This is a genomic window from Pseudomonas sp. SAS7, assembly GCF_052112345.1.
GTDB classification, from domain to species: Bacteria; Pseudomonadota; Gammaproteobacteria; order Pseudomonadales; family Pseudomonadaceae; genus Aquipseudomonas; species Aquipseudomonas putida_Q.
The window spans coordinates 91851-116732 of record NZ_JBEGGO010000005.1 but is presented as its reverse complement, the minus strand read 5'-3'; the positions used below and the strand labels follow the sequence as shown (position 1 = coordinate 116732).

Sequence of the window (24882 nt, the reverse complement as noted above, 5' to 3'; positions counted from 1 at the left end):
AGATTGCGACTGGCCTTATGGGCAGACGTCGTGAATTCTTGGATTACCGGGGTGTCATCCGGCGCCGTGTAGTTTTACTACATTTGCTTGCGCATTTCATGCTTTTGCACGACATGGGTAGTAGTAAAACTACATTTCTGCGACGTTTGGTCGCACCTTGGCTTGTGAGGAAAAACGTTCATGGTGGTTGGCATTGTGACGCGAACGGGTACTTCTTGATGTTTGTTGCCAAGTTTTCGTTTTTTTCAGCTATTTCCAACTTTTGTACGACAGTCCAACCGTGGTCCGGCTTCCCCTTGGCCGCTTTTTCCCTTCTATTTCACGCCGATCAAGGATAGACCATGCGCCTGCCTTTGCCGTCCGATCTGCCCGCCACCCTCCAGCCATTGGTCGCTCGCAACCAGCAATTCCTCAACGATGCAGTGGCCGCGCACCCAGACCTTGACCTGAATGCCTGGAGCCCGGTGCACCGGCAACAATTCGACCAGGTTGCCGCCGCCAGCGACTTTGTTCTGGGCCTGGCCCAGCGCGAGCCGGCCATGCTGTTCGAGCTGCTGGCCAGTGGCGAGCTGGAGCGGCGTTATGCGCCGGGTGAGCTGCGTGGGCAAATCGCTGCGGCCGCCCAGGCTGCGCAGAGCGACGACGAGCTTGCACGTAACCTGCGCCGCGCGCGCAACCGCCAGCAGCTGCGCATCATCTGGCGCGACATCACCCGCCAGGCAGAGCTTGGCGAAACCTGCCGCGACCTGTCGGACCTTGCCGATGCCGCCATCGACGAAGCCTACCAGTGGCTGTATCCGCGCCATTGCCAGCAGTTCGGCACGCCCATCGGCAACCGCAGCGGCCAGCCGCAGCACATGGTGGTGCTGGGCATGGGCAAGCTGGGGGCGGTGGAGCTGAACCTGTCGTCGGACATCGACCTGATCTTCGGCTTCCCTGAAGGTGGCGAAACCGAAGGGGTGAAGCGCTCGCTGGAAAACCAGGAGTTCTTCACCCGCCTTGGCCAGCGGCTGATCAAGGCGCTGGACCCGGTGACCGTCGACGGCTTCGTGTTCCGCGTCGACATGCGCCTGCGCCCCTATGGCTCGGCCGGCGCACTGGTGCTCAGCTTCAATGCCCTGGAGCAGTATTACCAGGACCAGGGCCGCGACTGGGAACGCTACGCGATGATCAAGGCGCGGGTGGTGGCGGGCGACCAGGCGGCCGGGGCGCAGTTGCAGGAGGTGCTGCGGCCGTTCGTGTACCGCCGTTACCTGGACTTTTCCGCGATCGAAGCGCTGCGCACCATGAAGCAGCTGATCCAGCAGGAAGTGCGGCGCAAGGGCATGGCCGACAACATCAAGCTGGGTGCCGGTGGCATCCGCGAGGTGGAGTTCATCGCCCAGGCCTTCCAGCTGATCCATGGCGGGCGCGACCTCAGCCTGCAGCAGCGGCCATTGCTCAAGGTGCTGGCCACCCTCGAGGGCCAGGGTTACCTGCCGCCGGCAGTGGTCGCCGAGCTGCGCGAGGGGTATGAGTTTCTGCGTTACACCGAGCACGCCATCCAGGCCATCGCCGACCGCCAGACGCAAATGCTGCCGGAAGGTGAGACCGACCAGGCGCGGGTGGCCTACATGCTCGGTTTTGCCGACTGGCAGAGCTTCCACGACCAGCTGATGTACTGGCGTGGCCGTATTGACTGGCACTTCCGCCAGGTGATCGCCGACCCGGATGACGAAGACGGTGAGGGCGAACTGGTGGTGGGCGGCGAATGGTCGCCGCTGTGGGAGCAGGCACAGGACGAGGAAGCCGCTGGCCGGCAGCTGGAAGAGGCCGGTTTCAAGCAGCCCGTCGAAGCCTTGCGGCGCCTGGCCGGGTTGCGCTCCAGCCCACAGCTGCGCTCGATGCAGCGTATCGGCCGTGAGCGCCTGGATGCCTTCATCCCACGGCTGCTGGCCCAGGCGGTGGAACATGACAACCCTGACCTGGTGCTTGAGCGTGTGTTGCCGCTGGTCGAGGCCGTGGCGCGGCGTTCTGCCTATCTGGTACTGCTGACCGAAAACCCGGGCGCCTTGCGCCGCCTGCTGACGTTGTGCGCCGCCAGCCCGTGGATTGCCGAGCAAATTGCGCTCTACCCGCTGTTGCTCGACGAACTGCTCAATGAAGGCCGCTTGTTCAGCCCGCCCCTGGCGCCAGAGCTGGCCAGCGAGTTACGCGAACGCCTGACGCGCATTCCCGAGGACGACCTGGAGCAGCAGATGGAAGCGCTGCGCCACTTCAAGCTGGCGCACAGCCTGCGCGTGGCGGCTTCGGAAATCAGCGGCAACCTGCCGCTGATGAAAGTCAGCGACTACCTGACCTGGCTGGCCGAAGCCATCCTCGACCAGGTGCTTGCCCTGGCCTGGCGCCAGACCGTGGCCCGCCACGGCCAGCCCAAGCGCAGCGACGGCAGCCTGTGCGACCCAGGGTTCATCATCATTGGTTACGGCAAGGTCGGCGGCCTGGAACTGGGCCATGGCTCGGACCTGGACCTGGTGTTCATCCACGACGGCGACCCGCAGGCGGAAACCGACGGCACCAAGCCTATCGACAGTGCGCAATTCTTCACCCGCCTGGGCCAACGCATCATTCACCTGCTGACCACCCAGACCAACTCCGGCCAGCTGTATGACGTGGACATGCGCCTGCGCCCGTCCGGTGCTTCCGGCCTGCTGGTCAGTTCGCTGGGCGCATTCGAGCGCTACCAGCAGAACGAAGCCTGGACCTGGGAGCACCAGGCGCTGGTGCGGGCCCGCGTGCTGGTGGGTTGCAAGCAGGTGGGCGCGGCGTTCGAAGGCGTGCGCGCCAAGGTGCTGGGCCAGGCACGCGACCTGGAGAAACTGCGCACCGAAGTGAGTGAAATGCGCGCCAAGATGCGCGGCAACCTCGGTACCAAGGCCACGGCTGCCGGGACTGCGGCCAACGCCTTCGAGGCCGGCGTGCCGTTTGATATCAAGCAGGATGCCGGCGGTATCGTCGATATCGAATTTATGGTGCAATACGCCGCTTTGGCCTGGTCCCACGACCATCCGGCCATACTGCGATGGACCGATAACATCCGCATTCTGGAAGAGCTGGAGCAGGCGAACCTGATGCCGGCCAGTGACGCGGTGCTGTTGCGTGAAGTGTACAAGGCGTTCCGCTCGGCCTCGCACCGCCAGGCCCTGCAGAAACAGGCCGGGGTGATCGATGCGACGCAGTTTGCCGATGAACGCCGTGAAGTGCGGCGGATCTGGGGTGAACTGGGGTTGACTTGAGATTGCTGGGGCCGCTTTGCGGCCCATTCGCAGCACAAGGCTGCTCCTACAGGGGAACGCGATCCCTTGTAGGAGCAGCCTTGTGCTGCGAATGGGCTGCTAAGCAGCCCCAAAGGCTCATGCCTCACCACCGGTGGTACACTGTCCGCCACATAGCCTGAATATAAAGAGGGGAGGCCAGGCTGTACCGCAGCCTGTAGCCTCCCCGAGCGTTTCTGGACTAAGCATGAGAATACTGATCATTGGCCCCAGCTGGGTCGGCGACATGGTGATGGCGCAGACCTTGTTCCAGTGCCTGAAACAGCAGCACCCCGACTGCGTGATCGACGTGCTGGCCCCCGAGTGGAGCCGGCCGATCCTGGAGCGTATGCCCGAGGTACGCCAAGCCTTGAGCTTCCCGCTCGGCCACGGCGCACTGGAGCTGGCTACGCGTCGGCGCATCGGCAAATCCCTGGTCGGCCAGTACGACCAGGCCATCCTGCTGCCCAACTCGCTGAAGTCGGCGTTGGTGCCGTTCTTCGCTGGCATCCCCAAGCGTACCGGCTGGCGCGGTGAACTGCGCTTCGGCCTGCTGAACGATGTGCGCAAGCTGGACAAGGCCCGCTACCCGCTGATGATCGAGCGCTTCATGGCCCTGGCCTACGCGCCCGGCGCCGAGCTGCCGCAGCCGTACCCGCGCCCCAGCCTGCAGATCGAAGCGCAAAGCCGCGATGCCGCACTGGCCAAGTTCGGCCTGGAGCTGGACCGCCCGGTGCTGGCGCTGTGCCCGGGCGCCGAGTTCGGCGAAGCCAAGCGTTGGCCGGTCGAGCATTACGCTGCCGTGGCCGATGCGATGATCCGCCAGGGCTGGCAGGTGTGGCTGTTCGGCTCGAAGAACGACCACCCGGTCGGCGAGCAGATCCGTGACCGGCTGATCCCGGGGTTGCGCGAAGAATCGTCCAACCTGGCCGGTGAAACCTCGCTGGCCGAGGCCATCGACCTGATGTCTTGTGCCCATGCCGTGGTGTCCAACGACTCCGGCCTGATGCACGTGGCCGCCGCGCTGAACCGCCCGCTGGTGGCGGTGTACGGCTCGACGTCGCCCGGCTTCACCCCGCCGCTGGCCGACCAGGTAGAGGTGGTGCGCACTGGTATCGAGTGCAGCCCATGCTTCGACCGCACCTGCCGTTTCGGCCACTACAACTGCCTGCGCCTGCTGGAACCTGGCAAAGTCATCGCCGCCCTGCACAGCCTGAGCGGGCCGGACCTGATCGATACCGTGGCTGAGGTCGACTAAGTGCGGGTACTGATCATCAAGACCTCGTCGCTGGGTGATGTGATCCACACCCTGCCGGCGCTCACCGATGCTGCCCACGCCATCCCGGGCATTCGTTTCGACTGGGTGGTGGAAGAAGGCTTCGCCGAAATCCCCAGTTGGCACCCTGCGGTCGACCAGGTTATCCCGGTGGCCATCCGCCGCTGGCGCAAGAACCTTTGGCAAACCCTCAAGAGCGGCGAGTGGAAGGCGTTCAAGCAGCGTGTGCGCGAGCGCAAGTACGACCTGGTGATTGACGCCCAGGGCCTGGTCAAGTCGGCTTGGCTGACCCGCTACGTGAAGGCCCCGGTCGCCGGCCTGGACCGTTACTCGGCCCGCGAAGGCTGGGCCAGCCGCTTCTATGACCGGCGCCTGTCGGTTGCCACCGGCCAGCACGCGGTGGAGCGGGTGCGCCAGCTGTTCGCCATGGCCCTGGCCTACGACTTGCCAGAAGGCATTGGCGACTACGGGCTGGACCTGGAGCGCCTGCAATTGCCGCCCGCCGCGCCTTACGTGGTGTTTTTGCATGGCACCACCTGGGCGACCAAGCACTGGCCCGAAGCCTACTGGCGCGAGCTGGCCGAGCGCATGGGCCGGCGCAAGCTGGAAGTGCGCCTGCCTTGGGGCAACCCGGCCGAAAAGGCGCGCGCCGAGCGCATTGCACAGGGCTTGAACAACTGCCAGGTGCTCCCCAAATTGAACCTTGCCGGCGTTGCCCGTGTATTGGCGGCGGCAAAAGCCTGTGTGGCGGTCGATACCGGCCTTGGCCACCTGGCAGCGGCACTCGATGTGCCGACCATTTCGCTGTTCGGCCCGACCAACCCGGGCCTGACCGGTGCCTACGGACGGACCCAGATTCACCAGGCCAGTGACTGGCCTTGCGCTCCCTGCCTGCAGAAGAAGTGCACCTATAAACCGAGCGCTGACGACCTGCGCCGGTTCGATCTGAAACGCGAGTGGCCGCTGTGCTTCACTCGCCTGAATCCCGAGCATGTGGCGGGCCGCTTGAGCGCGTTGCTGCTGGCTGAGGATGTCCGTTGATGCAACTGGCTTTCGTGCTTTACAAATATTTCCCCTTTGGCGGGCTGCAGCGCGATTTCATGCGCATTGCCCTGGAATGCCAGAAGCGGGGCCACCAGATCCGTGTGTACACGCTGATCTGGGAGGGTGACATTCCGCCGGGCTTCGAAGTGCTGGTGGCGCCGGTGAAGGCCATTTTCAACCACCGTCGCAACGAGAAGCTCAGCGCCTGGATGGCCGCCGACCTGGCCAAGCGCCCGGTCGACCGCCTGATCGGCTTCAACAAGATGCCGGGGCTGGACGTGTACTACGCCGCCGACGGCTGCTTCGAAGACAAGGCGCAGACCCTGCGTGGCGGCCTGTACCGCCGCTGGGGCCGCTACCGGCACTTTGCCGAGTACGAGCGTGCGGTGTTCGCCAAGGACGCCCACACCGAAGTGCTGATGATTTCCGAGGTGCAGCAGCCGCTGTTCATCAAGCATTACGGCACCCCGGTGGAGCGCTTCCACCTGCTCCCGCCGGGCATTTCCCAGGACCGCCGTGCGCCGACCAATGCCGCCGAGATCCGCGCCGGGTTCCGCAAGGAATTCAACCTGGGCGATGACGACCTGTTGCTGGTACAGATTGGCTCTGGCTTCAAGACCAAGGGTGTCGACCGCAGCCTCAAGGCGCTGGCCGCGCTGCCCTCGGCCCTGCGCAAACGCACGAAGCTGATGGTGATCGGCCAGGACGACCCCAAGGTGTTCCAGCTGCAAAGCGCCACCCTGGGCCTGGGCGACCAGGTGCAGTTCCTCAAGGGCCGCAGCGACATCCCGCGCTTCCTGCTGGGTGCCGACCTGCTGATTCACCCGGCGTACAACGAAAACACCGGCACCGTGCTGCTGGAAGCGCTGGTGGCCGGCCTGCCGGTGCTGGTGTCCAAGGTGTGCGGCTACGCCCATTACATTGCCGAGGCCGATTGTGGCCTGGTGCTGGACGAACCGTTCGAACAGGACCAGCTCAACGGCTACCTGCAACGCATGCTAGAAGACCCGCAGGCCCGCGACAGCTGGTCGCGCAACGGCCTGGCTTTTGCTGAAACCGCCGATCTGTACAGCATGCCGCAGCATGCTGCCGACGTGATCCTGGGGCAGAAAACCGTATGAAGCTGATACTGGCCGAACCGTTCAAGCGCCTGTGGGCCGGGCGTGATGCCTTCGATGCCGTAGAAGCGCTGCAAGGCGAGGTTTATCGCGAGCTGGAAGGGCGCCGCACGCTGCGTACCGTAGTGGCTGGCGAGGGCTTTTTCGTCAAAATCCACCGCGGCATCGGCTGGGGCGAGATCTTCAAGAACCTGTTCACCGCCAAGCTGCCGGTGCTCGGTGCCGGCCAGGAATGGCGGGCTATCCAGCGCCTGCACGAGGTGGGTGTGCCGACCATGACCGCAGTGGCCTATGGTGAGCGTGGCAGCAACCCGGCCACGCAGCACTCGTTCATCATCACCGAAGAATTGGCGCCGACCATCAGCCTGGAAGACTTCAGTATCGACTGGGTCAAGCAGCCGCCCGAGCCGCGCCTGAAGCGTGCGCTGATCGCCGAAGTGGCAAAGATGACCGGCGGCATGCACCGCGCCGGGGTCAACCACCGCGACTGCTACATCTGCCATTTCTTGCTGCACACCGACCGCCCGGTGACGGCGGATGACTTCAGGCTGTCGGTCATCGACCTGCACCGCGCTCAGACCCGGCCGACAATCAGCCGCCGCTGGCGCGACAAGGACCTGGCCGCGCTGTACTTCTCGGCGCTGGACATCGGCCTGACCCAGCGCGACAAGCTGCGCTTTTTGCGGGGTTACTTCCAGCGCCCGCTGCGCCAAGTGCTGAAGGACGAAGCCCAGTTGCTCGCCTGGCTGGAGCGCAAGGCGCAGAAACTCTACAACCGCAAGCAACGCTACGGGGATGCGCTCTGATGGCGGGCTGGACACTGGCGCCGGGTTACGAACACCTGGCGACGGACTTCGGCAGCCTCGATGCGGTATTTGCCCTGCAAGGCGAACGCCTGACCCGCGACCCGCTCAGCGAGGTGGTGCGCATCGAGCGTGATGGGGTCAACTACTACGTCAAGCGCTACACCGGGGCCGGCAAGCACATGCGCCGCTATCTGGGCCGGCCGCGCATCAAGGCCGAATGGCAGAACCTCAAGCAATTCGCCAAGTGGGGCATCCCTACCGCCGAAGTGGTGGCCTGGGGCCTGGAGCGCAATGGCCTGGCCTTTGCTCGCGGGGCAATGATCACCCGCGAGCTGCCGAACACAGAAGACTTGTCGGCGCTGGCCGAGCGCAACGATGCGCGCTTGGCCGACCGGGTCTGGGTCGACCACCTCAGCCGCCAGCTGGCGCGCCATACCCGGGTCATGCACGAGCACCGCTTTGCTCACAATGACCTGAAGTGGCGCAACCTGCTGGTCGATGACCAGGGCACGCTATTCTTCATCGACTGCCCCACCGGCGACTTCTGGCGCGGCTTCATGTGGCGGCACCGGATGATCAAGGACCTGGCGTGCCTGGACAAAGTGGCCAAATACCATCTGTCGGCCACCCAGCGCCTGCGTTTCTATCTGCAATACCGTGGCCGCGACCGGCTGAATGAGCGTGACAAGAAGCGCATTCGCCAGGTGCTGGGCTTTTTCGAGGGAAGGGAATGACCGATTACCTGGCCAGCGCGGACCTCGCGCTGCTCAAACGCCATGGCCTGGACGACTTCGAGGCGCTGTGGGCCTTGCAACTTGAGGCAGTGGATGAACCCAACACCGGCCGTGGCGGCTGGAGCAGCGTGTTCCGCCTGGAGCTCGAAGGCAAGGGCTACTACCTCAAGCGCCAGAGCGACTACCTGACCCGCACCCTGCACCGGCCGTTTGGCGAGCCCACCTTCGCCCGCGAATTCCGCAACATCAGCCGCTACCAGAAGCTGCACATTCCGGCCTTGCAGGCGGTGTTCTATGGCGAGCGCAAGCAGGGCGGCAAGCACCGGGCCATCCTGATGACCCGCGCGCTGGACGAGTGGGCCGACCTCGACAGCCTGCTGGCCCAGTGGCCACAGCTGGGCGATGCCGAACGCAATGGCATCCTCAAGGCGTGCGGCCAGCTGGCGCGCACCCTGCACAGCGCCGGCCAGGTGCATGGCTGCTTCTACCCCAAGCACATTTTCCTGCGCCAGCGCCGTGAAGGCTGGGACGCGCAACTGATCGACCTGGAAAAGACCCGGCCATTGCTGTTCGGCATGCGTGACCGCCTCAAGGACCTGGAGCCGCTGCTGCGCCGCGCCCCGGCCTGGAGCGAGGCCGATGTGCGCACAATGCTGGCGACCTACCTGGCGCAGCCGGCTGACAGCACGCTGGTCAACACCTGGTTGCAACGCCTGACGCAACGCCGTCGTGAAAAAGAGACCCGCTGATGCGTTTGTCCGAACTGAAAGATGCCGGGCGCAGCCCGTCGTTGCCCCTGAGTATCACTTTGGCGGATGCCGCCGGCAGCGCCGAGCTGCAACTGCTCAGCCTGCTGCGCGTGTTGCCGGGCCAGCGCTATGTTGGCGCCGGAGTGTGGCGCGGTACCCCGGTGCTGGCCAAGCTGCTGGTGGGCGGTAACGCCGCCCGGCATTTCCAGCGTGAGCTGCAAGGTGTGAAACTGCTGGCCGAGCAAGGCCTGACCACGCCAAAGCTGTTGGCCGATGGCCTCAAGGAAGGCGAGGGTGGCTGGCTGCTGTTCGAGTTCCTCGACGGTGCCGAAAGCCTGGCCGATGCCTGGGCGGCGGTGGAAAACCTGCCGGTGCTGGCTGACGAGCAACACCTGGTGCTGGGCGAAGCGCTGACTGCTGTCGCGCACATGCACGCCCAGGGCCTGTGGCAAGAAGACCTGCACCTGGACAACCTGCTGCGCCATGGCGGCAAGCTGTACCTGATCGATGGGGCCGGCATCAAGGCTGAAACGCCGGGCCAGCAGCTGTCACGCCCACGGGTACTGGAAAATCTCGGCATCTTCTTTGCCCAGCTGCCCAAGCGCCTGGAACCGTTTATCGAAGAGCTGTTGGTGCACTACCTGCTGGCCAACGCCGAGCATGCGTTGCCACTGGAAGCCCTGCAAAAGCAGGTGGACAAGGTGCGCAACTGGCGCCAGAAGGACTACCTGGACAAAGCGGGCCGCGAGTGCAGCCTGTTCAGCGTCCAGCGCAGCCTCTCGGGCTTGCAGGCGATCCGCCGCAGCGAAGTCGACGCCATGCAGCCGGTGCTGGAGCAGGCCGATGCGCTGATCGACAAGGGCCACCTGTACAAGACCGGTGGTGCCGCCAGCGTGGCGCGCATCGAGGTGAACGGTCGCAAGCTGGTGCTCAAGCGCTATAACATCAAGAACACCGCGCACTGGTTCAAGCGCTTCTGGCGCCCGAGCCGGGCCTGGCATTCGTGGATCGAAGGCCACCGCCTGGAGTTCCTCGACATCGCCACACCCAAGCCGTTGGCGGTGCTGGAACAACGGGTCATGGGGCTGCGCAGCCGTGCCTACCTGGTCACCGAGTATGTCGATGGCCCGGACCTGACGGCATGCTTTGCACCCTACGTTGAAAACGGTGATGCACCTGAAGAGCAGGTGGATGCCCTGGTGCATGTGATGCAACAGCTGATTCGCGAACGCATCAGCCATGGCGACTTCAAGGGCCACAACTTGTTCTGGGACAATGGCCGGTGGTCGCTGATCGACCTTGATGCCATGTGCCAGCACGCCACCCAGCTCAGCTTCGCCCCGGCCTATGCCCGTGACCGGGCACGGCTGCTGCGTAACTGGCCGAGTGGCAGTGCCTTGCATCAACGGTTGGACCGGTTATTGCCCAAGCTGGGCGAGTAAGGCCCGCAGTTCGGCCATTCAGCGGGCTGGCAGTGGCTGATCGGGCAATGCCAGCCAGTCGCTGCTGCGCCCCGCTTGGCGAACGCGTATCAGCCACTGGCCGTTCTCATGGCGCAGCACCGCCCAAGGCACCACGCCAGCATTGATGGCGACAGCAATCTGCAAATGGTAACGGTCCGGCAGCAGGTGGCTGCGTAAAGGTAACTGCCCGCCCTCGAGCGCCAGGTACAGCTGATCGTCAGCCAGGTACAACCCCTGTTCGATGTTCAGGGGTGTGCCCGCCAGTGGCGCTTGCATGTAACAGGCCTGCAGCAACTGCGTCAGGTCGGGTAGCCCGTCGTACCAGTGCAACGGAGAGTCGATTACCCATTGCCCGTCGGCTTGGCGCTTGAGCGGCTGGTGCAAGTAGGCATCCGGCTGGTCAGGGTCGATGGCCCGCCAGCGGTAGCCGTCGAAGCTCACTTTGTAGTAACGGTTGTGGTTATCCTTGACGAAGTACAACGACAGCCCGCCAAAAGCCGAGCGCTGTTCGTACACCCCTTCACCGTAGATCCCGTCTATGCGATAGCGCAGGTTGCTGCTGTCGGGTTGTGCCTGTAAGCGCGCGGGCAATGGCAATGGCGGTTGTTTGGGCATGCCACGCAACGAGCGTCGCAGCAGGCCGGAGCCTACATAACTGATCGCTGCATCATTGAGGTGGCTGAGGGCGTTGTAGGCGTGTCGCATCACCCCTTCGGCATCCTCCTGCTTGAAAGCCTGCGCGCCGTCCCAGATGTCGATGGCCATGCGGCCGATCGACAACGCCAGCAGGGCGCGACTGGGCAGGAGCAGGCTGATGAAGTCCACCAGGCGCCAGCTCAGCGCGATGACAGATTGAGCATTCACTTCCCGTGTTGTCATGCTGTCGGCATCGGCCTGGGCAATCAGCGCCTGAACCTCGGCCCGGTAGCAGGCGAAGAACAGGTCGTCGTTGACCGCAGGGGTTTTCACATGGGTGCCCAGGCGCCCCTTGTCCATCAGGCGCTGCACCGTGGCAGCGGGAAGCAAGGGCAGGCGCTGTGTCACGTACGCTTTCAACACAGGTTGCTGGCGCAAGGTACGAAGCAGGTCGCGGGTTGTGCGAAAGCGGCGCCAGGCCCTGCGGTCAGGGGCATCGGGTGTGTACAGCACGCATGCCTGGGACTTGTAGGCGGGGCAATTTAGCAACAGCACGCCCTGCAGGGTGTGGCCCATGATGTTCGGTTGCCGAACCGTGACCGGGTAGCCCGCTACCGGGGCGCGCAAGGCATTGTGCGGTTGGTCCAGCACTGCGCATACCCAGTTGTAGCCATGCTCGAAGGGGTCATCGCCGAAGTGCCCGGCATAGCGCGCCTTGACTGCTTCTGCGCGCATGCGCGCCAGGTTTACCCGGCTGTGTGCGGTCTGGCGCCACTTGCCCGCTCGAGAGCTGATCAGCTGGGTGTGCAGGTACTTTGCATAACTGTCGCCCACGTTCAGCTCCCGGATCATGCTTTTCACATAGGGCGGCGTGAGCCCAGCTGGTATGACATTCCCATGGGCATGGACAACGCGTGCGGTAAGCCAGTAGTCGGTATCGAACCATGGCAGGTTCTTCAGCGCCAGTTGTTCGAGGGTGTTGCTTTCCTCGACCATTTCCACCATCTCGTCCCCCAGCCGTTGCATGCCGGCATAAGCGACATAGGAGGAGGTAGCGAAGGGATGCATGATGGCTCCGATGCGACGGGCGCGGACGATGCTGACCTGAATCTCGCGAGGGTCTGTGTCGTACCCCAGGTCATGGCTCAGGCGCTCGCGCAAGCGTGCATTGGCCCAGGCCAGCAGGCTGTTGCGTTGCTTGAAATCGTTGAGGCTTAGCACCCCGGGTGCTGCAGCCCGCTCGGCGGTGGCCACCAGCTCCTGCAGAGTCTGCATGATATGGCTCAAGCCTTGTGCCGAGGTATTGCGCAGCCAGTTTGGCAGGTTCTTTTCAAGCAGTTGCGAGTAGCGTGTCTGCAGTATGGGTTTGGCGCCGACTTCGTTTCCAAGCGCAATGGCCTTGCTCAAGCGGGTGTGCTGGTCGGCTGTATCGATGCCCCACAAACCAGGTTCACTCAACCGCTGGCGCTGGGCCTCGATCACGCAGTCGACCTGAGCTTCCAGCAGGCTGTCGGCGTACCAGTCATAGCGCAGGCGTTGTGAGCGGCGAGCGCGGTCGGCCTGTTCATCAAGGTACAGGTGCAGCAGTGGCCTGCTCTGGAGCGGATCCTCCAGGCGTTCGCAGAGCTCTTTGTGCAATGCGGTAAGGGAATCGAAGGCCTCGATACCCTGTGACAAGCTGCACAGCAGCGCGCTGCCAGTGGAGTCTTCAGCCGTGAGCATATGCCCCTCTGTGGTACTGGCAACGATGACCAGCGTGCCTGGCAGGTAACTGCGCCAGTTGGGCTGTCTGTCTTCCAGCAGGACGCGGTAGACCTGCGGCCGCTCGGCCAGGGGCAGGTGCCGGCGTTGGGAGGGCAGCGGCTGCTCCAGGCAGGCCCGCAACTGCCCGGCCAGCCCGTTGCTCAAGGTCTGGTCGGCCAGGCGCAACTCGATCTCGCTCAGCATCAGCGCCTTGCGCAGTGTCAGCAGCTGCTGCCGGGGTGTGATGCCTTGCTCATCGGCCGTGGTCCAGAAACTGGCCAGTTCGCCGTGCAGCCAGGTGCGCGTGGCGGGGGTAATGGGTTGTTTGAGGTCGAGGGTGGGGAGGCCGTCGAGCAGGTCACCAATCTGTTGGTCGATCTGTTCCAGGAGTTCGAGGGGGCGCATGGGGCTGATCCTTGGTTGAGGAAAGCCCCATGCTTGGCAATACCCGTGGCTGCGCGGTGGTAGCCGGCTAGCGCCGCCGACGCCAGAAAAGCCCGCGCAGGCTCAGCAGGGCCGGAAGGCCCAAACCGGCCCAGGCCAGCACATCCCAACCTCCGTCGCCCAGCAGGGCGGCGAACAGCCCCAGAAAGCCCAGCAGGGCGATCAACGCTGGCCAGGCGAAGAGGCGCGCAGTGGATTGCGACTTGTGGCTCATGTTCGCGCCTCTCTGGGTTTGCGCTGCTTGCCCCACCACAGGTACAGGCCGCTACCGAGCACGATGATGGTAAGCACGTCCAGTACGGCCCAGAGGATCTGCATCGGCCGGCCGCCGTAGTCGCCAAAATGCAGCGGCTGCGACAGGCCCAGCGCGTCCATGTACCAGGGGCGGTCGCCTACCGCAGTCACTTCAAGGGTGCGGGCGTCGATCAGCACCGGCGTGAACAGGTGCGACGTCAGATGGGTGGAGCCGTTCATGAACACCGCGTAGTGGTGCTCGCTGGAGAAGCGCGTACCGGGGAAGGCGATGAAGTCCGGGCGCATGCCGGGGGCGGCCTGTTCGGCAATCTCCAGCAGGCGTGTGGCTGGCGCGCGCTCGGTGAGCGGCGGGGCATCGCGGTAAGGCGCGACCATGGTGGCCAGGCTGTCGTTGCGCCAGGCGGCGATGACCAAGTCGGACAGGGCGCTGATCACACCGGTCACGCCCACCGTCAACGCCCAGGCCAGGGTGACCACGCCGAGCAGGTTGTGCAGGTCGAGCCAGCGCAGGCGGCGCGACTTTTCGTGGCGCACGGTGCCGAAGTCCAGGCGGCGCATGAACGGCGCATAGAGCACGGTGCCGGATACGATCGCGACAATGAACAGTATGCCCATGAAGGCCAGCAGCAGCTTGCCGGGCAGGCCGGCGAACATGTCCACGTGCAGGCGCAGCATGATCATCATGAAACCGCCATTGGCAGCCGGCATGGCCACCGCTTCGCCGGTGCGGGCGTCAAGCATGAAGGTGTGCGACAGGTTGGGATCGGTGTCGGCCGTGGCTGCGGTTATGGCGACCACGCCGTTGGGTTCGTCTTCGTCGTAGCCAAAGTACTGCATCACCTCGCCGGGGCGGTGCTGTTCGGCTTTGACTACAAGCTGCTGCAGGTCGAGGTGCGGGGTGCCTGCCGGCATTACGCGCAGTTCGGGGGCGTCGCCGAGCAGTTGTTCGAGTTCGTGGTGGAAGATCAGCGGCAGGCCGGTGAGTGCCAGCAGCAACAGGAACAGGGTACAGACCAGGCTGCTCCAGGTATGGATCACGGACCAGCGGCGGATGGTTGGGCTTTTCATCACGGTACCGATTTTTGTCTGTTGGATCGTGGGGCTGCTGCGCAGCCCTTTCGCGACACAAGGCCGCTCCTACATGAGAATGCGATCCCCTGTAGGAGCGGCCTTGTGTCGCGAAAGGGCCGCAAAGCGGCCCCCGCTCACTCAGAACTTGTAAGTGGCGCTGGCGACAACGCTGCGCTCATCGCCGTAGTAGCAGTAGTACGAGTCACAGGTAGAGAGGTAATCCTTGTTCAGCAGGTTGGTGGCATTGACCGCCACCGACGCGCCCTTCAGGCTGCTGTTCAGGCGACCCAGGTCGTAATGCACCGACGCATCGAACACGGTGTAGGCCTTGGCCTTGCCCAGGTAGGTATTGCCCTGGTCACCGTAGGTATTGCCGGTATAACGCGCGCCCAGGCCAATGCCGAAGCCGTCGAGCACGCCGGAGTGCCAGGTGTAGTCACTCCATACCGAGGCTTGCTGGTTAGGCATCAATTGCAAGCGGTTACCTTTGTAGAGGCCGTCCTGCACTTCAGATTTGGCCAGGGTGTAAGCGGCAATCACTTTCAGGTTTTCGGTAACGTCGGAAACCGCTTCAAGCTCAAGGCCGTGGACTTTCACTTCGCCGCTCTGGCTGGTGACGGTTACGCCACCCACGTTGTTGGTGACCGAGACGTTCTTCTGGGTCAGGTCATACACAGCTGCCGACAGCAGCGTGTTGGAGCCCGGTGGCTGGTACTTGACGCCCAACTCCCACTGCTGGCCCTCTGTCGGCTTGAACGACTCGGTCGCAGAAGCGCTGGCATTGCTGGCAGGTTGGAAGGACTCGGCATACGAGAGGTACGGCACGAAGCCCGAATCGAACACGTAACTGAGAGCCGCGTTGCCGCTGAACTTCTTGTCGCGCTGGGTATTGGTGGCATCACCTTGGTTGAGATACCTGGTACCGGTATGTACCCAGTCCTCACGACCGCCCAAGGTCAGGCGCCAGTTGCCGAGCGCCATCTGGTCCTGAACATACAGGCCGGTCTGGCGGGATTTCTGGTTGTAGTCGTAGAACGCGGTCGACCGATCCGGGCGGGTGATCGGCAGCCCGTAGACTGGATTGTTGACGTTGCTGTCCGGCACGTTGAAGCCGAAGATCGACAGGTAGTTGGTATTGACGCGCTGGTGGTCCAGGCCGATCAGCAGGGTGTGGGTAATGTCCCCGGTGGCGAAGTCGGCCTGGAAGTTGTTGTCCACGGCGAACTGGCTGATGTCTTCGTCAGTGTTGGTGGACATGCGGCTTACCGTGCCATCGTCTTTCACCGGGCCACCGGGCTGGTAGTAGCTGCCTGGTGTGATGGTCTGGAACGCCAGGTCCGACTTGGTGTAGCGCAGGTTCTGACGGAACTGCCACACGTCGTTGATGCGGTGTTCGAAGGCGTAGCCCAGTGCGTAATAAGTGCGGTCGTAGAACTCGTAATCAGGGTCACCCAGGTTCTTGTGGTGCGAGATCTTGCCGAACGGCATGTCGATCTTGGTGCCCTGGATTGGCCGGAACTGGCTGGTGGCGCCGGTATCGTCGCGGGTGAACTGGGTGAGGAAGGTCAGAGTGGTGTCTTCGTCAATGTTCCAGGTCAGGCTTGGGGCGATGTTGTAGCGCTTGTCGTCGATGTGGTCGATCTGCGTGCCACCGTCGCGGATCACACCGCTGACGCCGTAAAGGAAGCGGCCTTCATCGTCGATCTTGCCAGTGCTGGCAAAGTTGATCTGGCGGTGGTTGTCGCTGCCGTACTGCAGTTCAATCTCGTGCTCGCTTTCGGCCTGCGGCCGACGGCTGACCATGTCCAGCAGGCCGCCGGGCGGGGTTTGGCCATAGATCGAGGAGGCCGGGCCACGCAGCAGGGCGAGGCGGTCGAGGTTCCAGGTTTCGGCTTTGGGGTTGGCGTACACGCCGCGTGGCAGCGGCAGGCCATCGAGGAACTGGGTGGGCTCGAAGCCGCGCACGCGCATCCAGTCATAGCGCGTGTCGCTGCCGAAGCTGGCCGACACGATGCCGGGCATGTAGCGCACGGCGTCATCCAGGCTGTGCACACCGCGGTCTTTCATCTGCTCGCGGGTGGCGATGGAGATGGAACGGGGGGCTTCCACCAGCGCGGTGTCGGTCTTGGTGCCAGCGGCAGTGCGCTTGGCCAGGTAACCCTCTACCGGGCCCCAGGCACTTTCAGAAACGCTGGCGGCGTCCACGGTGGTTTCCGGCAGCGCCAGGGTGCCATCCGGCACAGCCACCAGGCTGTAGCTACCCACGCTGCTCTGTTGCAACTGCAGGCCGGTACCGCGCAGGGCTGCTTGCAGGGCGCCAAGGCCGTCGTACTGGCCGCTTACCGGGGCCGAGGTGCGGCCGCTGACCAGTGCCGGATCGATGGCCAGGGCAATGCCGGCCTGGCTGGCGATCTGGTTGAGGGTGGTGGCTAGCGGCGCGCTGGGCAGGTTGTAGGCGCGGGCAGTGGATTGCTCGGCGGCGAACAAGGCGGGGCTTGCCAGCGGGGCAGCCAGGCCGATGGCCAGGGCCATCAAACTGGGGCGCAGGATACGATCAACGGCACGGGACATGCGGCGGTTCCTCGACGGGTAAGTGCTTGCTGCTTCCTTGCCGAGCGAGAATTGAAAAGTGACAGGGTGAATCTGAAAAATATTGAGAATTATTTGAAATGAATATTTGCCTGCACTGGCCTCTTCGCGGGTGAACCCGCTCCCACAGGGACCCCACGGGGCCAGGCACTGTGAAACACCTGTGGGAGCGGGCGAGCCCGCGAAGAGGCCAGAGAAGGTTTATTTGGGAACGACGTTCACCCACCACTGGGTATGCCGCTCGATCTTCACCGGCAAGGCCGGGACCAGCGACTCCAGCGCCAGGTTGGTGTTGGTCAGCGGGAAGCTGCCGGTCACGCGCAGGTCGGCGACTTGCTCGTCTACCCCCAGGTAGCCGCTGCGGTATTTGCCAAGTTCGGCCAGCAGGTCGCCCAGGCGCACGTTGTCCACTACCAGCATGCCGCGGGTCCAGGCATCGGCGCCGGCAGGCACCGTGCCGACCTGGCCGAGGCCGTTGGCATTCATCAGCACCTGCTGGCCTTCGCGCAGCACTTGCTCGTCGCCACTGTTGTGCGGCATGGCTGCGACCGAGGCTTGCAGTACTTCCAGGCGCGTACCGGCGGCTTCGCGGCGCACGAGGAAGCGCGTGCCAAGGGGGCGCAGGCGACCGTCGTCGGTGCGTACCAGCAGCGGGCGCGGGTCCTGGTGGCCGGTTTCGACCGAGATCTCGCCCTGGTGCAGCACGATTACCCGCTGCTCGCCCGCGTAGTCGATGTCCACGGCGGTGTGGGTGTTCAGGCTCAGCAGTGTGCCGTCTTCCAGGCGCAGGGTACGCAGTTCGCCCGTGGCCGTGCGCTGGTCGGCCAGCCAGTAGCTGGGGGCCAGCGCCGGGGCACCGACCCACGCCAGCAGCGAGCCGAGCAGGAACATGCCGGCCAGCCCGCCGCCCACCTTGCCGATGCGTCGACGCAGGCCGGCGCGTGATTGCAACAAGGCCTGGCGTGCCGGGCCGGCTGCCGCACTGACGCGTTGGTCCATGGCGCCGAGCTGGCGCCAGGCACGCGCGTGTTCTTCGCTGGCGGCATGCCAGCGCATGAATTCGCTGCGTTCATCGGCCGTGCCGCTGGCGTCGCCGAGGCTGAGTTTCCAGGCGATGGCGTCTTCCAGTACCTGGGACGAAACCGGTGCATTGCTCACGTCGGCTCCCCGTACAGGGCCACATAGCATTGGCGCATGCCTTGGGCGATGTACTGGCGCACCCGCGATACCGAAACGCCCAGGCGCTCGGCGATTTCGGCATGGCCCATGCCGTCCAGGCGGTTGTGCAGGAACGCTGCGCGGGCTTTGCTCGACAGCTTGCCGAGCAGGCGGTCGATGGCCTTGAGGTCTTCGAGGATAAGGTGCTGCACTTCTGGTGAAGGGTGTTCGGCTTCCGGGATCAGCGCCAGCTCGGCCAGGTAGGCCTGTTCCAGCGCGGCGCGGCGGAAGTGGTCGAACATCAGCCCCTTGGCCACGGCGGCCAGAAAAGCGCGAGGTTCGCGGGGCGTGTCCAGCTGCTCACGGCCGAGCAGGCGCACGAAGGTGTCCTGGCTCAGGTCTTCGGCACGTTGGCGGCAGGCCATGCTGCGCTGCAGCCAGGCGAGCAACCAGCCGCGGTGGTCGCGGTATAGCGCACCGACCAGATCGGCGTGTGGGCTGTGTGCAGAAGACAAGCAGCGTCCCCCCGGAACGAATGCATTAACTAACGATAACTATTCGCGATTGTTGCAGAGGGGAGGGGGTGGGTGCAATGGACGCTTATCGGATTGCCATCATGGAAAAGCCCTACAACCCATGGCTCTGTGCTTGGCGCCGCCGCCACCCGCGCAACCGCTGCTCAACCTGCAACGGGCTGTCCAGCTGCTGGCGCCGGGCCTGGCTGAACAGGATCAGCGCCAGCTCTGCGGTCACCTGGGCATCGGCACTGGCATGGTGGCGCTCTTCCACCTGCAAGCCAAACCGCGCCACCCAGTCATCCAGCCCGGCCTCGCGCAGCACTGTGTCGGGGTTGAGCATCGGCGCCAGTTCGGCAACGTCGAGGAACAGTGACTGCAAGCGATGCCCAAGGCTCTCCTTCAACGCCCGGGCCAGCATGCGCTGGTCGAAGGGCGCATGAAACGCCAGCACCGGGCTGTTACCAATGAAATCGAGCAAATCGAGCAAGGCCTCGGCCGGGTCGCAACCGGCGGCCAGGGCGCTGGGGCCCAGGCCATGGATCAGCACGCTGGCGTTGGTCTTCTGCAAAGGCCGGTGCAGCGTACGCTCGAACTGCTGGGCAAAGTCGATGGCACCGTCCTCGATAGCCACTGCCCCGATCGACAATACCTGGTCACGGTTGGGGTTGAGGCCGCTGGTTTCCAGGTCCAGCACCACCCAGCGCTGTTCGCGCAGGGTACATACCCCCAGCGGCGCGGGCTTGGGCAGCCGGGCCAGGCGCTGGCGTGTGGCGTGGTCCAGTTCGGGCGCGCTGGGGCGCAGCCAGGCGAACAGGCTCATAGCTGGTACCGCAGGCTCAAGCTGCTTTGCAGGCGCTGGGCCTGGCGCAGCGCCTCGCGCAGGATGCGCCGGTCCAGGTGGTTGAGGCTGTCCGGGTCGAGGCGGTTGGAGTAAGGCAGGTTGTCGCGAGCCTGGCGCTGGTGCTGCTGCATACGGGTTTGCTGGATGAAGTGGTAAGCCTCTTCATAGGCCGCGCCATCCAGTGGCTCGATCACGCCCTTGGCCACCAGCTGGCGCAGCCGCTCCAGGGTATTGCAGGCGCCGACGCCATTGGCCAACGCCAATAGCCGGGCACCGTCGACGAAGGGCGTCAGGCCCTGGACCTTGAGGTCGAGGGTGGCGGCCTTGTCGTTGCCCTGGCGGGTCAGCACGAACTCGCGCAGGCGACCCACCGGCGGGCGCTGGCGCAGGGCATTGTCAGCCAGCATGCGCTGGAAGATGCGGTTGTCGGCCACCTGGTCCAGCAGGCCCTGGCGCAGTTGCTCGCAACCTTGCTCATCGCCCCACACCACGCGCAGGTCGAAGTAGATGCTCGAACCCAGCAGGTTTTCCGGGCTGGCTTCACGAACAAAGCCGGCAAAGCGCCGTGCCCACTCGCTGCGCGACAGGCACAAGTCAGGGTTGCCGGCCATGACGTTGCCCTTGCACAGGGTAAAGCCGCACTGGGCCAGGCACTGGTTGATGTACTGCGCCAGCGGCAGCAGGCGGGCACGGATGGCGTCGGCTTCGGTGCTGTCGGCGGCTTCGAAGAGGATGCCGTTGTCCTGGTCGGTGTGCAGGGTCTGCTCGCGGCGCCCTTCGCTGCCAAAGCACAACCAGCTGAACGGCACGCCCGGGTCGCCGCGCTCGGCCAGCGCCAGCTCGATCACCCGGCACACGGTGTGGTCGTTGAGCAGGGTGATGATCTGGGTAATCTGCGTGGACGATGCGCCGTGGGCGAGCATGCGCTCGACCAGCTGGCTGATTTCCCCGCGCAGCGAAACCAGGGTGTCCAACCGGGGCGCATGGCGGATGGTGCGCGCCAGGTGCACCAGGTCGACCCGTTGCAGCGAGAACAGGTCACGTTCGGAAACCACCCCGCACAAGCGCCGGTTTTCCACCAGGCACACGTGGGCGATATGCCGCTCGGTCATGGCCATGGCCGCGTCGAAAGCGCTGGCCTGGGGGCTGAGGTAGAAGGGTTTGACGGTCATGTGCCGCTCGATGGGCGCGCCCAGGTCGGCATCCGCCGAGGCCACCACCTGGCGCAGGTCGCGCAGGGTGAAGATGCCGGTGGGGTAGCGCTGCGCGTCGACCACCACGATGCTGCCGACCTGCTGCTCGTGCATCAGCCGCACGGCCTCGCGCAGGGACGTGTCGCCAGCGCACACCACCGGGTGACGCATGGCCAGCTCACCCAAGGGCGTGTTCAGCGAATACTGGGTGCCGAGGGTTTCCACAGCGCGCTGTCGTACCTGCTGGTTGACCTGGTCGAGCAGGCTGCTGACCCCGCGCAGGGCAAAATCCCGAAACACTTCAGACATCGAGAACACGCGGATGAACGCGGCCTTGTTCAACTGCAGGCAGAAGGTATCTTCACCGGCCAGGTGCTCGGTGCGGGTGGCTCGCTCGCCCAGCAGGGCGGCCAGCGGGAAGCACTCGCCACTGGTGATTTCGAAGGTGGTTTCCACGCCAGGCTTGACCAGGTGCTGGCGCTCGCCAACCACGCGGCCCTGCTTGACGATGTAGAAGTGCTCGACCGGCCCGTCGGCAGGTTTGACGATGCTCTCGCCGCAGGCATAGAAGCGCAGCTGGCACTGCTCGACCAGGTAGGCCAGGTGGCTGTGCTCCATCTGGTTGAACGGCGGAAAGCGCTGCAGGAACTGCAGGGTGCCTTGGATGTTCTGCAGTACTGCTGTCCTGCCCGCCTGGTTGTAGGCGTCCTTTTTGCTCATGAAACTGACCGTATCGCTACGCCGAACTATATATATCTATATATAGGTGCCGGCCTTGTTGTTCTCTGCCTCCATGGTCGGCTCGCGGCGGGGTGGTGCCCATTGGACGTAAGTCTATGAACGCCCCTGTCAAAGACCCGACGAAAGGCGAAACGGGTTACGCGAGTAATGTGGTCCTAAGGCTGAAGCGGAATTATTTTGACGAGACAAGCATGCCTGAGCACACCGACATCCTGAGTGACGCCGAGCGCGAGGCCTTGGCCATAGTGAGTGCGCCTGCCGCCCCCAAGCCATTGGTGCTTGTGGTGGATGACAACGCGGTGAACCGCGAGGCACTGATCCTTTACCTGAAAAGCCGGGGTATTGATGCCGTAGGGGCGGACGGGGCCGAAGAAGCCAGGTTGTACCTGCATTACCAGCAACGGATTGCTTTGATGATCACCGATTTGCGCATGCAGCCAGAGGACGGCCTGGACCTGATCCGGCAGATTCGCGAGTCGGAGCGCGCAGCGTTGTCGATCATCGTGGTGTCGGGCGACACCGATGTGAAAGAGGCGGTGGACGTGATGCACCTGGGAGTGGTGGATTTCCTGCTCAAGCCGGTGGACCTGGGCAAGCTGCTGGAACTGGTGAAGAAAGAACTGAAAATAGAGTGATGCAGAAAGGGGCTGCTTTGCAGCCCATTCGCGGCACAAGGCCGCTCCTACAAGGGTTATGCATTCCCCTGTAGGAGCGGCCTTGTGCCGCGAATGGGCCGCAAAGCGGCCCCTTGCGGTTTACAACCCGTTACGCGCCTTGAACTCGCGGCGGCGGCGGTGCAGTACCGGCTCGGTGTAGCCGTTCGGCTGCTTGCCACCTTCCACCACCAACTCTACAGCCGCCTGGAACGCGACGTTGTCGTCGAAGTTCGGCGCCATCGGGCGGTACAGGGCGTCACCGGCGTTCTGCTGGTCGACCACCACGGCCATGCGCTTGAGGCTTTCCAGCACCTGCTCCTGGCTGACCACGCCATGACGCAGCCAGTTGGCCAGCAACTGGGCAGAAATGCGCAGGGTGGCACGGTCTTCCATCAGGCCGACGTTGTTGATGTCCGGCACCTTCGAGCAACCCACACCCTGGTCGATCCAGCGCACCACGTAGCCGAGGATGCCCTGGGCGTTGTTGTCCAGCTCGTTGCGGATTTCTTCGTCCGACCAGTTGGTGTCGGCGGCCAGCGGGATGGCGAGGATGTCGTCCACCGATGCCGGGGTACGCGAAGCCAGCTCACGCTGGCGCGCCTGCACGTCCACCTTGTGGTAGTGCAGGGCGTGCAGGGTGGCGGCAGTCGGCGACGGCACCCAGGCGGTGTTGGCACCGGCCAGCGGGTGGGCGATCTTCTGCTCGAGCATGGCAGCCATCAGGTCGGGCATGGCCCACATGCCTTTGCCGATTTGCGCGCGGCCCTGCAGCCCGGTGGCCAGGCCAACGTCGACGTTGTTGTTTTCGTAGGCACCGATCCACTTCTCGTTTTTCATGGCGCCTTTGCGCACCACGGCGCCGGCCTCCATCGAGGTGTGGATTTCATCGCCAGTGCGGTCGAGGAAACCGGTGTTGATGAACGCCACGCGCTCGGCGGCAGCCTTGATGCAGGACTTGAGGTTGACCGTGGTCCGGCGCTCCTCGTCCATGATGCCGACCTTGACGGTGTTGCGTGGCATGCCCAGCAGGTCTTCGACCTGGCTGAAGATTTCGGCGGCGAAAGCGACTTCTTCCGGGCCATGCATCTTCGGCTTGACGATGTACACGCTGCCGGTGCGGGTGTTCTTGCGGCTGGTGTTGCCGTTGAGGTTGTGCAGGGCGATCAGGTTGGTGAACAGGCCGTCCTGAATACCTTCGGGGATTTCGTTGCCCTGGGCATCGAGGATCGCCGGGTTGGTCATCAGGTGGCCAACGTTGCGCACGAACAGCAGCGAACGGCCATGCAGGGTAACGCTGCCGCCATTGGGCGCGGCGTACTCGCGGTCCGGGTTCATGGTGCGGGTGAAGGTTTTGCCACCCTTGCTAACGCTTTCGGCCAGGTCGCCTTTCATCAGGCCCAGCCAGTTGCGGTAGACGATTACCTTGTCGTCGGCGTCGACGGCAGCGACCGAGTCTTCGCAGTCCATGATGGTGGTCAGTGCCGATTCCATCAGGATGTCTTTGACGCCAGCGGCGTCTGTGCTGCCGACCGGGGTGCTCGCATCGACCTGGATTTCGAAGTGCAGGCCATTGTGCTTGAGCAGCACGGCGGTTGGTGCGGCGGCGTCACCGTGGAAGCCGATGAGCTGGGCGTCGTCACGCAGGCCGCTGTTGCTGCCGCCTTTGAGGGCAACAACCAGCTTGCCGCCTTCGATGCGGTAGCCGGTGGAATCGACGTGCGAACCGGCGGCCAGTGGCGCGGCTTCGTCGAGGAAGGCGCGGGCGAAGGCGATGACCTTGTCGCCACGGACCTTGTTGTAACCCTGGCCTTTTTCGGCGCCGCCTTCATCGCTGATGGCGTCGGTGCCGTACAGGGCGTCATACAGCGAACCCCAGCGGGCGTTGGCGGCGTTCAGGGCGAAGCGGGCGTTCATTACCGGCACCACCAGCTGCGGGCCGGCCATGTGGGCGATTTCTTCGTCCACGTTCTGGGTGGTGGCCTGGAAATCGTCGGCTTGTGGCAGCAGGTAGCCGATTTCCTGGAGGAATGCTTTGTAGGCGACGGCGTCGTGGGCCTGGCCTTTGCGTGCCTGATGGTAGGCGTCGATCTTGGCTTGCAGCTCGTCGCGCTTGGCGAGCAGGGCTTTGTTCTTTGGAGCGAGGTCATTGATGATCTTCTCTGCACCCGCCCAGAACTGCTCGGCGACGATGCCGGTCCCGGGGATGGCTTCGTTGTTCACGAAGTCGTACAGGACCTTGGCGACCTGAAGGCCACCGACTTGAACGTATCCAGTCATTGCTTGCCTCACTCTGCTCAGCTATTTCGCTCTTCTGTATTAAGCCTGTAGCGCTTCTCTAAACACGGCACCAGTGCGTGCCCCCGGGCTGTACCGGGCGCGGCTGGGTGCGGCTTGCCAGACAGGCCGGCAGGCAGTGTGCGTATTTTCACAGGCGCCTTGGCAGACATCCAAACGACGTTTTGTAGTCCGCGCCACGGGATACTACATGAAGCAGTAGGCGGGGCAAAATCAGACTAAAAGCGCCGTTATGCGACCCGTTGGTCGCGTATGGTCA

General features: G+C 64.1%; 18 protein-coding genes. 9 read left to right on the top strand and 9 right to left on the bottom strand.

The genetic code is table 11. The features are described 5' to 3' along the window. Positions 1-341 precede the first annotated feature (341 nt). From glnE to ABI582_RS10195, 8 genes are all read left to right on the top strand, one after another. Complete coding sequence (gene glnE / locus ABI582_RS10230; protein WP_442119113.1) at positions 342-3275, top strand: bifunctional [glutamate--ammonia ligase]-adenylyl-L-tyrosine phosphorylase/[glutamate--ammonia-ligase] adenylyltransferase; 2934 nt, start codon at positions 342-344, stop codon at positions 3273-3275. 226 nt (positions 3276-3501) lie between these two features. Beyond that, positions 3502-4551 carry a lipopolysaccharide heptosyltransferase II gene (gene waaF / locus ABI582_RS10225; protein ID WP_086976890.1) on the top strand — a complete coding sequence of 350 codons (1050 nt, stop codon included), beginning with the start codon at positions 3502-3504 and terminating at the stop codon, positions 4549-4551. After that, on the top strand, positions 4552-5610 hold the full coding sequence (gene waaC, locus ABI582_RS10220) for a lipopolysaccharide heptosyltransferase I (RefSeq protein WP_016497648.1): 1059 nt from the start codon (positions 4552-4554) through the stop codon (positions 5608-5610). Further along, positions 5610-6734, top strand: coding sequence for a glycosyltransferase family 4 protein (locus ABI582_RS10215; RefSeq protein WP_442119112.1), 1125 nt, complete (start codon positions 5610-5612; stop codon positions 6732-6734). Before waaC ends, ABI582_RS10215 begins: the two co-directional genes overlap by 1 nt. Next, positions 6731-7537 carry a lipopolysaccharide core heptose(I) kinase RfaP gene (rfaP, locus tag ABI582_RS10210; protein WP_442119111.1) on the top strand — a complete coding sequence of 269 codons (807 nt, stop codon included), beginning with the start codon at positions 6731-6733 and terminating at the stop codon, positions 7535-7537. The genes ABI582_RS10215 and rfaP overlap by 4 nt, the downstream gene beginning before the upstream one ends. Then, entirely contained in the window at positions 7537-8271 is a 735-nt protein-coding gene (locus ABI582_RS10205; RefSeq protein ID WP_442119110.1) for a lipopolysaccharide kinase InaA family protein, read from the top strand. The genes rfaP and ABI582_RS10205 overlap by 1 nt, the downstream gene beginning before the upstream one ends. Continuing rightward, positions 8268-9020 carry a lipopolysaccharide kinase InaA family protein gene (locus ABI582_RS10200; protein ID WP_338745850.1) on the top strand — a complete coding sequence of 251 codons (753 nt, stop codon included), beginning with the start codon at positions 8268-8270 and terminating at the stop codon, positions 9018-9020. The genes ABI582_RS10205 and ABI582_RS10200 overlap by 4 nt, the downstream gene beginning before the upstream one ends. Next, the gene (locus ABI582_RS10195) at positions 9020-10462 is read left to right on the top strand and encodes a lipopolysaccharide kinase InaA family protein (RefSeq protein WP_442119109.1); all 1443 of its coding nucleotides are present in this window, start codon (positions 9020-9022) and stop codon (positions 10460-10462) included. Before ABI582_RS10200 ends, ABI582_RS10195 begins: the two co-directional genes overlap by 1 nt. A gap of 18 nt (positions 10463-10480) precedes the next feature. On the opposite strand, the gene ABI582_RS10190 is transcribed toward ABI582_RS10195, so the two are convergent. The 8 genes from ABI582_RS10190 to ABI582_RS10155 form a co-directional block, all read right to left on the bottom strand. Further along, positions 10481-13267, bottom strand: coding sequence for a dermonecrotic toxin domain-containing protein (locus tag ABI582_RS10190; protein WP_442119108.1), 2787 nt, complete (start codon positions 13265-13267; stop codon positions 10481-10483). 67 nt (positions 13268-13334) lie between these two features. Further along, positions 13335-13520 carry a hypothetical protein gene (locus ABI582_RS10185; protein ID WP_019470543.1) on the bottom strand — a complete coding sequence of 62 codons (186 nt, stop codon included), beginning with the start codon at positions 13518-13520 and terminating at the stop codon, positions 13335-13337. Then, entirely contained in the window at positions 13517-14629 is a 1113-nt protein-coding gene (locus ABI582_RS10180) for a PepSY-associated TM helix domain-containing protein (RefSeq protein WP_442119107.1), read from the bottom strand. The genes ABI582_RS10185 and ABI582_RS10180 overlap by 4 nt, the downstream gene beginning before the upstream one ends. Positions 14630-14770: 141 nt before the next feature. Then, complete coding sequence (locus ABI582_RS10175; RefSeq protein WP_442119106.1) at positions 14771-17203, bottom strand: TonB-dependent siderophore receptor; 2433 nt, start codon at positions 17201-17203, stop codon at positions 14771-14773. A gap of 219 nt (positions 17204-17422) precedes the next feature. Continuing rightward, the gene (locus tag ABI582_RS10170) at positions 17423-18379 is read right to left on the bottom strand and encodes a FecR domain-containing protein (protein ID WP_442119105.1); all 957 of its coding nucleotides are present in this window, start codon (positions 18377-18379) and stop codon (positions 17423-17425) included. Then, positions 18376-18894, bottom strand: coding sequence for an RNA polymerase sigma factor (locus ABI582_RS10165; protein WP_019470547.1), 519 nt, complete (start codon positions 18892-18894; stop codon positions 18376-18378). Before ABI582_RS10165 ends, ABI582_RS10170 begins: the two co-directional genes overlap by 4 nt. Positions 18895-19006: 112 nt before the next feature. After that, complete coding sequence (locus ABI582_RS10160) at positions 19007-19717, bottom strand: 3'-5' exonuclease (RefSeq protein WP_442119104.1); 711 nt, start codon at positions 19715-19717, stop codon at positions 19007-19009. Then, entirely contained in the window at positions 19714-21651 is a 1938-nt protein-coding gene (locus ABI582_RS10155; RefSeq protein ID WP_442119103.1) for a DUF294 nucleotidyltransferase-like domain-containing protein, read from the bottom strand. The genes ABI582_RS10160 and ABI582_RS10155 overlap by 4 nt, the downstream gene beginning before the upstream one ends. Positions 21652-21767: 116 nt before the next feature. Between ABI582_RS10155 and ABI582_RS10150 the strand changes: the two genes are divergently transcribed. After that, positions 21768-22307, top strand: a complete 540-nt coding sequence (locus ABI582_RS10150) for a response regulator (RefSeq protein ID WP_132843001.1) — start codon at positions 21768-21770, stop codon at positions 22305-22307. 120 nt (positions 22308-22427) lie between these two features. Here ABI582_RS10150 and ABI582_RS10145 read toward each other — a convergent pair whose 3' ends face one another. Beyond that, entirely contained in the window at positions 22428-24605 is a 2178-nt protein-coding gene (locus tag ABI582_RS10145) for a malate synthase G (RefSeq protein ID WP_442119102.1), read from the bottom strand. Positions 24606-24882: the final 277 nt, after the last annotated feature.